The organism is Leyella stercorea, from assembly GCF_021531655.1.
Genome location: NZ_JADYUF010000010.1, coordinates 1 through 13,660 on the forward strand (window position 1 = coordinate 1; position 13,660 = coordinate 13,660).

A 13,660-nucleotide genomic window follows, 5' to 3' on the forward strand; every position below is an offset into this window, starting at 1 on the left:
TGCGTTAGTTCAGTTGGTTAGAATACATGCCTGTCACGCATGGGGTCACGAGTTCGAGTCTCGTACGCACCGCTGATTAGATGAGGAGCTTTTAATTAAGCCCCTCATTTTTTGTATATATACATTTGCCAAAGAACTTATTGGCTTATGCCGACGAGAGCCTTATCGGGTGAGCCGAAATAGCCTCCCACATCTTCATTCCTTAACGATACATTTATCTTGTTAGATTACACCAGACATTTTGCGGATTTCTGAAGGAGAATACACTTTTTCGATGATAAAAACCAACAAGAACAACACCTCATCACTCGTATAGCCCACCAATCCGAAGAGGGCGATAATCATCGTCACGATGCCTGCTACGAGGATTCCGTTGCGGAAATTCAGTTGTGAAATCGAAACTATCGCAACATTATCATAATCATATCCAAGATTGAGTCCCAACATCATTTGATATTGACATTAGACACGGCCGTCAAATATTTGGACAAAGAATTTCACACCCTCATTTTTACTTTTCATCATTATCGAGGTCAAATAGATGTAACAGATAGAAGTTGAGGCTATGACGATAAACGACAATGATATAATAAAAACACTGAACGCAAGCCGGGAGACAGGCATCAGGATGCTGCTGAGCAAGTATCAGGAGCCTCTCTACTGGCACATCCGCCGACTTGTGGTGTCGCACGATGATGCCCAGGATGCCACACAAGAGACGTTTGTAAGGATGTTCCTGTCGCTCGAACAGTTTCGTGGCGACAGCTCATTGCGCACTTGGCTATACCGCATTGCTACCAACGAAGCGTTGCGACTCATCGGTAAGCGTCGTCAGGAGACAATTTCGCTCGACTCGGTTACGACAGGTGTTGACATTATAGCTTCTGATAATTATGTTGACTATGCCGACAAGCTTGCGGTGAAGTTGCAAAAGGCGATTCTAACACTTCCACCCAAGCAGCAGCTGGCTTTCAACCTACGCTACTATGACGAACTCGGTTTTGACGAGATAGCCAAGATAGCCGACTCTACTGCTACAAGCATCAAGGCAAGCTATCATATTGCTAAAGATAAAATTATAAAGTATATGAACTCAAATGATTAAGGATATGGACAAGAATTTCGATTTCAATCAAGTGGGCAAACGCATGCCATACTCTACTCCCGACGATTTCTTCGCCAAGATGCAGAGCAACATCCTTGATGCCGTACAGGATATGCCACAGAAGAATACGAAGATTAAGACGAATCGACGTACTGTCCGCAAGTGGCTTTGGCCTGTATCGTTGTCTGCAGCAGCTGCTGTTGTAGCAATGTTTGTCATCAACATACATTTCTTAGCTCCCAATACGCCAACGGCTTCAAGCGATATTCAGGATGTAGAGCAAGCCTTCGCACAACTATCCGAGTGCGACCAGGCTTATATCGTGGATGTGTATCAGGATGATGTGTTCATCAACAATTAAGGCAAATATATATATAACATAAACTAAAAAACACTGATTATGAAAAAGATTTTCAACGTAATGATGCTGGTCATCGCAATGACGATGTTCACCGTCAATTCTTTCGCTCAGGCTCCCAACAATAAGCAGCGCCTCACACGCGAGCAACTCTCAGAAAAGCAGGCTAAGTATATTGCCAATAACCTTGCTCTTGATGACGAGACTACAGCCAAGTTCATTAACACCTATACACAATGCCAGAAGGAGATTTGGGCTCTTGGTCCGCGTTCTTGTCGCAATGGCAATAACAATGGTCGCAATGGCAATAACAATGAGGAGCAAATTGGGCAGAATATCAAGAAGCGCTTCGAAATGAGCGAGAAGATTCTCGACATCCGACAGAAGTATTATAAGGAATACTCGAAGTTTATGACGCAGAAGCAGATTCAGCGTGTATACGAAATCGAGAAGAACATGATGAAGCGATTCGCTCAGCGTAAGGGCAAGAACGGACAACGCCTTATGCGCGGTCAACATGAACAACGCTTAATGAATAAGAACTCTACAAAATAAAAAATAGTAGGTTGGTCGTTGATTTGAAACTAATTTTGTACCTTTGCATTCGCTTACTCACGAGTAAGCATGTGCAAAGGTCCCGTAGCTTAGCTGAATAGAGCGTCAGATTCCGGTTCTGAAGGTCTTGGGTTTGAATCCCAACGGGATCACATAATATTAAGGAGAGTCACTTGTTGGCTCTCCTTTTGTGTTTAATGAGCAGCAAGATCTGGTTGAGAAAAAGTTCTGAAGGTCTTGGGTTTGAATCCCAACGGGATCACATATTAAGGTGTGGCTTTTAAAGAGCTGCACCTTTTTGCTTATAAAGAGCAGAAAGACCTGGTTGAGAAAAAGTTCTGAAGGTCTTGGGTTTGAATCCCAACGGGATCACATAATATTAAGGAGAGTCACTTGATAGCTCTCCTTTTGGGTTTAATAAGGGTTAACTGTAGGAGGCTATGGCGTCCTCGCCATGACCTGAGCAAGCAGCGATGCAAATACTAACTGCTCAGACATGGAGTCAGTGATGTTCGAAATCCAAGTATATTAATAATAAACGCCCAAGTATATTAATAATACATGCCTAAGTATATTAATGATACTTGTCCAAGTATATTAATGATACTTGTCCAAGTATATTTATATTAAAAAAAGTGGACCGGCAATCTGTTGCCAGTCCACTTTTTTAATGATATGTATTCATACCTTGAAGGGTATCATTCTGCTTTAATACCACTGCACAGCGTTGCTGTATCCCGAGCGTTTGTCATATTTGAGAGCGTCGGTCAGAGTAGCAGCGTTGCATCTGAACGAGAAGTTGTAGCTTGTGTACGGAGCGAGCACCACCGAGCACGACATGTTGAAGCAGTGCAGGTCGCGTTGCAGCGACGCTGTAGTCATTGACATCTTGTGCTGGTCGAAGTCGTAGCCAGACGAGAACGAGATGTTCCATCCGTCACTCAATCGTACGTTGCCGCTCACGTTAAGGTTTTGCGAGAACTTGTATGGATAGCGCATTGTCTTGGTATTGAATTTGCCACCGGTGTTCTCTCGCATTGTGATACCATAGCCGAACGTCAGCGACCACGGCATATTGAAGCGCATATATCCATCGGCATCAGTCTCCGCCTTGCCTACGCCACTCTTCTTTGCACCGCGCTGGCCTTCAATCATAGTGTCGTCCACATTCGATTCTATGTCGGTATCGATGCCGTCCTCGTCGTCCTTATTGCTTTTTTTCTTGTCCTCGGTATCGTCGCCACCACCAAACCATTTCTTTATCTTCTCTGGTGTAAGCGTGAATGAGAAGTTCTGCGATGTACCCTGGAATCGTCCGAACTTGCCCATTCCCCACAATGTTCGGTTGCCTACGTATGGTCTGCCGTTATTGTCCAGCTCATAGGCATACGAAGCGAATACTGCAGTCATATTGAACGTGTAGTTCTTCCACCATTTCAGTCGCACGCGCATTGTCAAGTCCGACAGCGGATGATAGTCGGTGGCAAGATTATAGCTCATGGCCAAACCGAGTTCGTCGATGATTGAGAGTTTCTTGATGCCCGTGCTGTCCTTGTCGCTCTTGATTTTCATCTCGACATTGTTCGATAGGTCGAACGATATATTGCCCGTCTTGCCCTTGCCCGGCACTCCGTACAGCTGACCCTGATAGGGCGAATACTCTACGAGTTCAACCGAACCGTCGGCATTGGTCTTCTGATAGGTCTTGTAATAGCCGTACCTTCCCTGTCCGAAGTCGGGCGCATAGCTGAAGCTTACGCTTGGAGTGATGACGTGACGAATGGCCTGTATCTTGTCGCCGAATATCTTGCGGTTCGGAGTGAAGAATCCGTAGAGCTTGGTCGACGCACTGATAGACATGTTATAGTTGTACACGTTGTTGAATCCGTATATCGTGTCGCACGCCTCTTTTTGTGCGGTCTCGTCCCACGAGCGCATAATCTTGTGCGTGTACATGCGGTCCTGGAAGTTGAACGAGGGCGAGATGTTGATATAGTTGAACAGTGTGAAGTTGCCGCTAATAGGAATAGAGTGGTTCCAACCGTTGCGCCAGTCCTTTATGAGGTTCGACTTGAGGAATCGCTCCTCCTTGGTGTTGATGCTGTTCGAAATCTGTCCGGTGTACGACATTGAAATCTTCTCATACCAGCGTTCGTTGCCCACGACGTGCTTGCGCTTGAACGGATAGAAGCGCGAGAGCGAGATGTTGAGGTCGGGCAGCGTCACCGACATTGAAGAGTCGCGCATGTTCTGCGAGAGGTTGGCTGTAGAGCTGAGCGACAGACCTATGCTTGAGAACGTAGTGCTCCACGACACAGACGATGTACGTGTCGACTGCGACAGCGTCTGAGGATTGTACAGCGAGTTGAGGTTGTTGCGTTCGTAGCTCGATGTAGCGAAATTGACGCTCGCCGAGAGCGAACTGTATGGATTTGCTTTTGAATCCTGGCGATGACTCCACTGCACTTTGAACGATTTCTGCTCCGAATAGTCGGGCATGTTCTTGTCGCCGGTCTTGGTATTCTGATAACTCAGGAAGAAGCTGCCCGAATAGCGGTAGCGCTTGTTGTAGTTGCTGGCTGCCGACAGTCCCCATGAGCCTTTGGTGTATATCTCGCCGAGGAGCTTGAGGTCCCACTTGTCGTTGATGGCAAAGTAGTATCCGCCGTCGCGCAGATAGAATCCGCGGTCGTTCTCGTCGCCGTATGTAGGCATGATGAATCCCGACGAATAGCTCTTGGTGAACGGGAAGAAGCCGTAAGGAATAGCCAGTGGCAATGGCACATCAGCCACAACGAGATAAGCCGGACCGAAGGTTACGTCCTTGCCCGGGCGCACCTTGCCTCGCGACAGCGCTATGTAGAAGTCGGGATGTTTCTTGTCGCACGTGGTGTAGCGTCCGTGTTGCAGATAGATGTCGCCGTTGTCGTTGCGCTTGGATATTTCGCTTTGCAGGAAACCGTCTTCCTGCTGGGTGTATACTTTTGAGATAAGGCCCTTCTTGGTCTTGAAGTTGAACGCCATAGTGTCGCTCTCATACTTGTCCTGACCCATGCTGAACACAGGCGTGCCCATAAGCGTCTGTCCCGTTGAGTCGGTAGTGTCGCGTGTTCCGGTGGCGTGTACGAGCGACGAGTCGATGCTCATGTATATCTTCTCGGCAGCGAGATCCATGTTCTCGTATTTCACAGTCGACTGTCCGTAGAGTTTCGCCGTCTTTGTCTTGGCGTCGTACACGAGCGAGTCGGAAGCCGAATAGTTTACGGGCGAGTTGATGCCATTGGCTCGTTGTCGGTTGATTGAGTCGAGACGAATGGAGTCGTCGATAGCGCGGTTGTGGTGATATATTGCAAGTTGCAGTGAGTCCATCTTTGTTGTGTCCACAATCTCGCGTCCCAGCGAGTCGCGCAGTATGGTGGCAATGCTGTCCTTAATGGAGTCGGCAGCCACGGCAGTGGTGTCGGCAGGTGCAGTCTTGCGCACTTTCTTGCGTTGCGAGTAGGGCATATCGGCTGCTGCCATCACGAAAATGACGGCACACAAAAGAAGGGCTATGACGGTCTTGGTTCTCAATTTTGCTGTTTATTATTATGTATGATTACAAATTCGGCTCAAACAAACGTTTCATATCGCGGAAGCGGGCGAGAGTTTCGCCTCCGAATTTGCTTAGACTTTTCTCTGCCTGCTCTATGGTTTTCTCGCGGTCGAGATGTGTCTTCGAGAAGAACTTGTCGGCATAGCAGATGAGTTTCTCCTCGATAGTCTCTGGCTGGAGGTCGTGATGTGGCAGAGGGAGGTTTTGCGACACGATGTCATTGAGCGTCAGTCCGGCTCCGGTGTGTCTCTCGCACACACGTGCATAGCTTTCTGGCAGACCTTCGGCGCGCAGCATTTCGGCTCCGCACACGCCGTGTCGTATATACGGTTCGGTGCCATGGCACTCGATACCGGGTGCGTCGACACGTACTATTCCTATGTCGTGCAACATGGCTGCGTTGCGAACAAAGTCGGTGTCGATGTTTAGTTCGGGGTGCATAGCAGCTATCCGTAGCGCACGTTGCGCTACAGACTGGCTATGAGTAAGGAGGATGTGGCGCAGCGCACCGCATCCTCCATAGTATTTGTCAATAATCTGTTGGTACATATTACGATTTTACTCGTGCTCGCGCTCGATGTAAGCGATGACGTCGCCCTTCGAAACCTTAGAGCCACGCTTGGCGTTTATCTCTACGATCTTGCCGCCCAAGGCTGCCGGAACCTCAACGAATTCGCCCCAAGGAGCCTGGATGTAGCAGAGTACGTCGCCCTCATTGTATTCCTTACCGATGAAAGGCTCGACTGTAGGAGCGCACTCGCCTTCGCCGGAGAATTCCCAGTAGATGTCGCCCTTGACCGGAGCAACGATGGCATCGGCCTTGGCGTGCTTGTAGGCGCTAAGCTGTTCGGGTGAGAGGTTGGCACCGAGCTTGGCATCCTTGAGCTTCTGCAGGTCGGCAAGGAAGTTCTTCTTGGCCTGTCCGCTCTTGAAGTTGCGATACTGTTCGGGGTGCATTGCAAGCTCGAACAGCTCCTCGTCGTCCTGACCATACTCCCATCCGTTCTCGTCCATTTCCTTGCGGAAGTCGTCGAGGGCGTCGGTGAGGAGTGTGTGGGCGTCAACATCGGTGAATTCGCGGCCCTGCTTCTTTGCAAGCTCAACGAGTTCAGGATCGATAGTGCCAGGAATCTTGCCCGACTTGCCGAGAATCATACCCCACATCGACTCGTCCATCATCACGAAGCGGCCCTTGCCCTGCTCGATAGTGAGAAGGTTCATCAGCGCAATGTTCTTGACATACTGCGAGAATGGTGTCACCAGTGGAGGATAGCCTACGCGCGGCCATACATACTCCACCTCGTCGAAGAGCTTGATGAGCAGGTCGTCCATGGAGAGTTCGTCCTCGCCCTTCTTCTTGCGTACGTTGTTGATAGTGGTGCGCATGCCGCCGAGGTCGGCCATCATCGATCCCATCATACCGCCAGGGAGTCCGCAACCGAGCAGAAGCGACGACATAATCTTGTTGCCGGGGTTGATGAAGTAGCCCAACCAGTCGTCGATGAACTCCTGGGTGAGTGCACGGGCCTTCATATATGCCGACATATTGATTTCGGGAACCTCGAAGCCTTCGTTCTTCAACATGCTTATTACAGAGATTACGTCCGGATGAACCTTACCCCATGACAACGGCTCGATGGCAGTATCGATGATGTCGGCACCGTTGTTGCATACCTCAAGGATTGAAGCCATTGACAGACCCGGACCTGAGTGGCCGTGATACTGTATGATGATTTCGGGATACTTGTCCTTTATCATCTTGGTCAGCTTGCCGAGGAATGCGGGCTGGCCGATACCAGCCATATCCTTCAAGCAGATTTCCTCTGCACCGGCAGCGATAACCTGATCGGCTATGTTCATGTAATACTCCAAAGTGTGAACCGGAGAGTTTGTGATACACAGCGCACACTGCGGTGTCATGCCACCTTCCTTAGCCCACTTGATGCTGGGGATGATATTGCGAACGTCGTTCAGTCCGTCGAAGATACGTGTGATGTTGGTACCCTGCTTTGCCTTAACCTTATACATAAGGGCGCGAACGTCGTCGGGCACAGGATACATACGCAAAGCGTTGAGACCACGGTCGAGCATGTGGGTCTTGATGCCTGCCTCGTTGAAGGGCTTGCAGAAGGCGCGCACAGCATCGTTAGGATTCTCGCCGGCGAGAAGGTTTACCTGCTCAAAGGCACCGCCGTTGGTTTCAACACGGGCGAAGCAACCCATCTCGATGATAACGGGAGCGATGCGCTCCAACTGGTCTTTGCGTGGCTGGAACTTGCCAGAAGACTGCCACATATCTCGATAGACGAGACTGAACTGGATTTTCTTTTTCATATCTATTATTTGTATTATTATAGATTTTTCGTTGATTACCTTATTCTATATGCTAAAGCCATGCCCTGACAGGCGCACGATAAACGGCTGTGCTACATAGGCATAATCTTTCAAATGTGCAAAATTAGGGAAAAAAATCCAAATCATAGGTATTACGGGGCAATTTTTAGTAATGTTAAGGGTTAAATGTTAGCAGCGTGATAATTGAGAGGTGGGGAGAGACTGAGGGAATGGGATAAGTAATAGTTCAGTTATCTTTATATATATGGAAGGAAGTCAAAATTCATATCTCAAAAAAAGGAGTCCTTTTGCACTTCAAAAGGGGTCCTTTTAGGAGGCCAAAGGAGTCCTTTTGGGAGGCAAAAGGGCTACATTTGCAATGCAAAAGGACTCCTTTTTTTGCAGGACTTTGTAAATGTCTGATTTTCAAGGGTGTTTTATTGGAAATCAGCTCATCTCGGCTCACTTACTTAGTATTTAACAAACCGAAACTGTTCGAACGATATTAGTAAACATCATTTGTTAAAATATTTCTTTAAATTAGGTTTGCTTATGTGTGGAAAAATAGGTGTTATTGTTGCATTGTGTTATGATTTCTTCATAAAACTTTAATTATTGATATTCTTATTGTTCGATTTGTAAGGTGTATTTATACAAAATACGTATTTTTTGCATTTTGTTAAACATTTGCTTGTTTCGTATTTACATTATCACTATATTTGCGAAATAAAATCGAAATATTTGTAAATCAATCCTAAATACTTACATATACTAACTGAATCCTCATTATTAATACTAATTTATAGAGAGAGAGCTTATGGAAAAAAGATTAGCATTTTTAATTCTTTGCTTCGCCAGCTTATTGTTTGGGGGGGGTAAAGCGATGGCTCAATCCGTTATTACGGGTACAGTACTTTCAATTGAAGACGAGACTCCTGTCGTAGGTGCGTCTGTTAAAGTTCAAGGCACCAATGATGGGGCTGTTACCGACATGTATGGTCGGTTCAGTCTTAAGAATGTTAAGTCAGGTACAAAACTTGTAATTTCATACATCGGTATGAAGTCAAGAACTGTTATGGCTCGCCAGAACATGCGTGTAATACTTGAAAATGACTCTAAGGCTCTTGATGAAGTGTTGGTGCAGGTGGCATATGGTGCTGCCAAGAAGTCGACACTTACCGGTGCCGTTTCGCAGGTAGACAGCAAGCAGATTGAGGTTCGACCAGTGTCGAGCGTTACTTCTGCTCTTGAGGGTTCTACTTCGGGTGTGCAGATTAACAGTACATACGGTCAGCCAGGTTCAGAGGCTACAATCCGTATTCGTGGATTTGGTACCGTCAACGGTTCTTCAAGTCCTCTCTATGTGCTCGACGGTGTACCTTTCGGTGGTAACATTTCCGACCTTAACTCAAGTGATATTGAGAGTATCACAGTGTTGAAGGACGCTGCTTCGTGCGCCCTCTACGGCAACCGTGCTTCTAACGGTGTTATTCTTATCACCTCTAAGCGTGGTAAGGGCGACCGTATGAGCTTCAACCTGAAGATTAATCAGGGTACATACTCACGTGGTATCAAGGAGTATGACTTGCTCAATGCCAACGAATTTATGGAGACCAACTGGCTGAATATGCGCAATGCACGTATTACTGCTGGCGACGATATGGCTACAGCTAATGCTTATGCCACTAACAACCTTATCAAGGAAAGACTTTATCTCAACATCTACAACAAGGCTAACGACCAATTGTTCGATGCCAATGGTAAGCTTGTTTCTGATGCACGCATACTTGACGGCTATGCCGAAGATCTTGATTGGTATGACGAGGCTGTGCGCAGTGGCTATCGTCAGGAGTACAGCTTCAGTGGAAGCCATGCCTCTTCTAAGAGCGACTATTACTTCTCTGTAGGCTATCTTGACGAGAAGGGTTATGTAACCAATTCTGACTTCAACCGTCTTACAGGTCGTGCTGCTTTGAATTTCCGTCCGAGAAATTGGTTCAATACAGGCTTTACAATTTCGGGTAGCCACCAGAAGACAAATTCTACAAGTGGTGATGATGCAAATTCTTTCACCAACGTATTTATGTATTGCCGCAATATTTCGCCTATCTATCCTGTACACTTGCACAATGCTGACGGTACTTATCGTCTGGACGCATCGGGCAACCGTCAGTTTGACCCCGGACAGTACACAGCTGAGGACGGCTCTGTAATACAGACACGTAACCAGTATGCCGACCGCCATGTGATTTGGGAGAACCTCTTGAACAAGAGCCGTACATTCCGCAACACTCTTCAGAGTTCAGCATACATGGACTTCAAGTTCCTCAACGACTTCACATTTACTGTTAAGGGCGAGGTGAACGTGCGCAATCAGGAGTATCGCTCATACGACAATGCCATTATCGGTAACGGTAAGGGTAACAATGGTCGTTCGTCACGAAGCATTTATCGCTACAAGAACTGGACTTTCCAGCAGCAGCTCAACTGGAACCACAAGTTTGGCGACCACAACGTAAGCGTATTGCTCGGTCATGAGAACTACAGCTACTTCTATGACTATACATATATTTATAAGACCAATCAGACATTTGAGGGTAAGGACAACCTGAGCAATTTCAACAACCTGACATCGGGCGACGGCTACAGCGACCGTTATCGCACAGAGAGCTATCTGGGTCGTGTACGCTATGACTATAAGGAGAAGTACAATCTTGAGGCTTCGTTCCGTCGCGACGGTTCGTCACGCTTCCATAAGGACAGCCGCTGGGGTAACTTCGGCAGTATCGGTGCCAACTGGGTTATTTCTAAGGAGGAATTCATGAAGCCAATAGAATGGGTCGACAACTTGAAGATACGTGCCGACTACGGTTTGGTAGGTAATGACGCAGGTGCTGGCTACTACTCTTATTTGGCACTCTATGCAGCCGATCAGAACCACAACAGCGGTGCATATTATCTTACACAGCTTGCTAATTCCGAACTTAAGTGGGAGACTGGACAGTCGTTTGGTTTTGGTATTGATGCACGTCTTTTCAACCGTTGGAACATCAGTGTTGAATACTTCGACAAGCGCAACAAGGACCTTCTCTTCGATGTATATCTGCCTCTATCAGCAGGTGCTACATCTTCAAGTTCGGCAGAATCGACTATCACCAAGAACTTGGGCGTGATTTCTAACCGAGGAATCGAGATCAATACCGATGTAGATATTTACAAGAGTCGTGATTGGACTGTTAACTTCGCAACCAATGCTTCGTTCATCAAGAATAAGATTATAGAGTTGCCAGAGCAGAACAAGGATGGTATCATCTCTGGAGCACAGAAGATTGTTGAGGGCAAGAGCCGTTACGAGTTCTTTACTTACACATACGTAGGTGTCGACCAGATGACAGGTAACTCTCTGTACAAGGCAAACCTTGAGGACTACTGCGTTAAGGCAGCCGACGGAACAGTAATCGGCAACCCCAAAGGCAGTGACATCACCTCGAAGACCGTTCATATCGGCGATAAGTACTATGTGAACAACACTACATATGCCATTAAGGAATTCCAAGGCTCAGCCATTCCTAAGGTATACGGCAGTTTCACACCGTCTGTAAGATTCCGCGACCTTACCCTGTCGGCTATGTTCACTTATTCATTGGGTGGCAAGATATATGATGGTGTATATGCAGGACTTATGGCTACAGGTACTTCAGCCTATAACAACCACAAGGATATCCTTAACTCTTGGAATGGTGTTCCTGAAGGCATGACTGAAGATTCGCCCAACCGTATATGGTATGGTGGCATTCCGCAGGTCAACAGTACTACAAGCTCTGACAACAACGGAACATCTTCAAGATGGATTACCAGTGCCAACTATATTGTATTGAAGAACATCAATATGAGCTACTCATTGCCAAAGGCATGGGTTAAAGCTCTTACCCTTGAGTCGGTACGCTTCAACTTCGCTTGCGAGAATGCTTTCACCAGCACCAAGCGTAGAGGTCTCAATCCGCAGCAGGGATTCAGCGGTTTCCAGTACAACTATCTTGTGACACCACGCGTGTTCACAGTAGGTCTGGATGTTAAGTTCTAATTTTTTTCACTGACATTAAAATCTTGCAACAATGAAAAAAGCATTATATATATTATCGGCTTGTGCATTGATGTTCACAGCTTCATGTAGTAGCGATTATCTTGAACTACAGCCGAACTCATCAGCCAGTACGGGTACTATCTTCGAAACTACCGACAATGTAAAGTTGGCTGTCAATGGTCTGTCAAAGCTTATGACCAAACAGTATCTGGGCCAGCAGGGATGTAATGGTGAGGGTACAATACGTACATGGTATGGCAACTATCCTGGCAACGACTACCAGAAGAGCAATCTTACAGGATGGTCGTCTATCATCAATAGCCTGTTTCTGGAGCGTTCAACTTCTTTGTACGACTATTATCCTTGGTTCTATTATTACAAGGTGATTGGCAATGCCAATTCTGTAATCTGTCGTACTGACGATGCTGCTGGCACTGACGCAGAGAAAGCATTCTTGAAGGCTCAGGCACTTACTTTCCGTGCCTATTGTTATTCGCAGTTGCTGCAGCTGTACTCTAAGCGATGGATGGACAGCAACAATGGCAGTTCGCGTGGTGTAATATTGCGTATTGACGAGTCGAAGGATGAGATGCCTGCATCTACTCAGGCTCAGTGCTATGAGCAGATATATAAGGATCTTGACGAAGCGATAAAGTACTTCAACGAATGCGGAATAAAACGCGGTAAGGACGAGAAGCATCTGCCTGATGTTAATGCAGCCTATGCTGTGTATGCTTATGCAGCCCTCCATCGTGAGGATTGGCCTACTGCAGCCAAGTATGCCAAGATGGCGCGCGAGGGTCATCCGCTCTTATCTGGTAAAGATTATCCTGAAAGCGGATTCAGTGCTGACAACGACGAGTGGATATGGAATGTGTATAGCAATGAGGAGGAGACTCTTTATTTCTACCAGTTCTTTGCTTTTGAGTCGTCTAACTCAAGTGCCAATATTTGCCGTAACTATCCGGTAGCAATCAGCAAGGAATTGTACGATCAGATTCCAGAAACTGATGTTCGTCGCGGTATGTTCCTCGCTCCTAAGGATGGTGAAAGCTACGATCCTGCTACTGGATTGGCAGGTACAGCTATGGCTAAACGTGCAAGAAAGGATTTTGCAGGCAAGTTGTATGGTACAACTAAGGTATTTGCCTATATGTCGTTCAAGCATCTTGTACAGGCACAGCCTGGTGTAGGCGAGTTTGCTCTTTTCCGCGCTTCCGAAATGTATCTTATTGAGGCTGAGGCTTACTGCCATATGCCTGGTAAGGAAAGCGAAGCACAGGGATTGTTGTGTAACCTCAACCACGATTCGGGTCGTGATCCAAATTATGTTTGTACAAAGACTGGTCAGGACTTGCTCGACGAGGTACGTCTCTATTACCGTATAGAGATGTTCGGCGAGGGTCGCGACTGGTTCAACTACAAGCGTTGGGGATTGCCTATCGTGCGCCACGATGCGTCTCATGGTGGTAGCTTCCATAAACAGTTTGCTGTTACCATCAATCCTCAGGACAGCAATGGTTGGACATGGGTGATTCCTAACAAGGAGATTGACTATAATACAGCTATCTCAAGCCCGTTGGAGTAATGGGCAATTGGTGAATTTATAATTTAATTAGAACCCGTGGG

General features: G+C 46.9%; 9 protein-coding genes and 2 tRNA genes. 7 read left to right on the top strand and 4 right to left on the bottom strand.

The window, feature by feature from the left end:
- Positions 1-72, top strand: a tRNA-Asp gene (locus tag I6E49_RS04315).
- Between the two features lie 150 nt (positions 73-222).
- On the opposite strand, the gene I6E49_RS04320 is transcribed toward I6E49_RS04315, so the two are convergent.
- Positions 223-450: a hypothetical protein gene (locus I6E49_RS04320; RefSeq protein WP_235400664.1), complete on the bottom strand. Its 228-nt coding sequence runs from the start codon at positions 448-450 to the stop codon at positions 223-225.
- Positions 451-565: 115 nt separating this feature from the next.
- Between I6E49_RS04320 and I6E49_RS04325 the strand changes: the two genes are divergently transcribed.
- The 4 genes from I6E49_RS04325 (at position 566) to I6E49_RS04340 (ending at position 2,170) form a co-directional block, all read left to right on the top strand.
- The gene (locus tag I6E49_RS04325; protein WP_235400665.1) at positions 566-1,105 is read left to right on the top strand and encodes an RNA polymerase sigma factor; all 540 of its coding nucleotides are present in this window, start codon (positions 566-568) and stop codon (positions 1,103-1,105) included.
- A 4-nt stretch (positions 1,106-1,109) separates the two neighbouring features.
- Entirely contained in the window at positions 1,110-1,466 is a 357-nt protein-coding gene (locus tag I6E49_RS04330; protein WP_235400666.1) for a hypothetical protein, read from the top strand.
- A 39-nt stretch (positions 1,467-1,505) separates the two neighbouring features.
- Positions 1,506-2,018 (top strand): hypothetical protein, encoded by a 513-nt coding sequence (locus I6E49_RS04335; protein ID WP_235400667.1) that lies wholly within the window; start codon positions 1,506-1,508, stop codon positions 2,016-2,018.
- 78 nt (positions 2,019-2,096) lie between these two features.
- A tRNA-Arg gene (locus tag I6E49_RS04340) sits at positions 2,097-2,170 on the top strand.
- A 556-nt stretch (positions 2,171-2,726) separates the two neighbouring features.
- Here I6E49_RS04340 and I6E49_RS04345 read toward each other — a convergent pair.
- From I6E49_RS04345 to I6E49_RS04355, 3 genes are all read right to left on the bottom strand, one after another.
- Positions 2,727-5,540, bottom strand: coding sequence for a putative LPS assembly protein LptD (locus I6E49_RS04345; protein ID WP_235400700.1), 2,814 nt, complete (start codon positions 5,538-5,540; stop codon positions 2,727-2,729).
- Between the two features lie 76 nt (positions 5,541-5,616).
- Complete coding sequence (locus I6E49_RS04350) at positions 5,617-6,162, bottom strand: HDIG domain-containing metalloprotein (RefSeq protein WP_235400669.1); 546 nt, start codon at positions 6,160-6,162, stop codon at positions 5,617-5,619.
- A 9-nt stretch (positions 6,163-6,171) separates the two neighbouring features.
- Entirely contained in the window at positions 6,172-7,947 is a 1,776-nt protein-coding gene (locus tag I6E49_RS04355) for a biotin/lipoyl-binding protein (RefSeq protein WP_235400670.1), read from the bottom strand.
- Between the two features lie 883 nt (positions 7,948-8,830).
- Between I6E49_RS04355 and I6E49_RS04360 the strand changes: the two genes are divergently transcribed.
- Together I6E49_RS04360 and I6E49_RS04365 are read left to right on the top strand one after the other, a co-directional pair.
- Positions 8,831-12,031, top strand: a complete 3,201-nt coding sequence (locus I6E49_RS04360; protein WP_302216425.1) for a SusC/RagA family TonB-linked outer membrane protein — start codon at positions 8,831-8,833, stop codon at positions 12,029-12,031.
- A 31-nt stretch (positions 12,032-12,062) separates the two neighbouring features.
- Positions 12,063-13,619, top strand: coding sequence for a RagB/SusD family nutrient uptake outer membrane protein (locus tag I6E49_RS04365; protein ID WP_235400672.1), 1,557 nt, complete (start codon positions 12,063-12,065; stop codon positions 13,617-13,619).
- Positions 13,620-13,660: the final 41 nt, after the last annotated feature.

Coding starts and splice junctions, on each gene's coding strand:
- I6E49_RS04320 (WP_235400664.1), bottom strand. CDS start 450: ATGATGTTGGGACTCAATCTTGGATATGATTATGATAATGTTGCGATA.
- I6E49_RS04325 (WP_235400665.1), top strand. CDS start 566: ATGACGATAAACGACAATGATATAATAAAAACACTGAACGCAAGCCGG.
- I6E49_RS04330 (WP_235400666.1), top strand. CDS start 1,110: ATGGACAAGAATTTCGATTTCAATCAAGTGGGCAAACGCATGCCATAC.
- I6E49_RS04335 (WP_235400667.1), top strand. CDS start 1,506: ATGAAAAAGATTTTCAACGTAATGATGCTGGTCATCGCAATGACGATG.
- I6E49_RS04345 (WP_235400700.1), bottom strand. CDS start 5,540: ATGGCAGCAGCCGATATGCCCTACTCGCAACGCAAGAAAGTGCGCAAG.
- I6E49_RS04350 (WP_235400669.1), bottom strand. CDS start 6,162: ATGTACCAACAGATTATTGACAAATACTATGGAGGATGCGGTGCGCTG.
- I6E49_RS04355 (WP_235400670.1), bottom strand. CDS start 7,947: ATGAAAAAGAAAATCCAGTTCAGTCTCGTCTATCGAGATATGTGGCAG.
- I6E49_RS04360 (WP_302216425.1), top strand. CDS start 8,831: ATGGCTCAATCCGTTATTACGGGTACAGTACTTTCAATTGAAGACGAG.
- I6E49_RS04365 (WP_235400672.1), top strand. CDS start 12,063: ATGAAAAAAGCATTATATATATTATCGGCTTGTGCATTGATGTTCACA.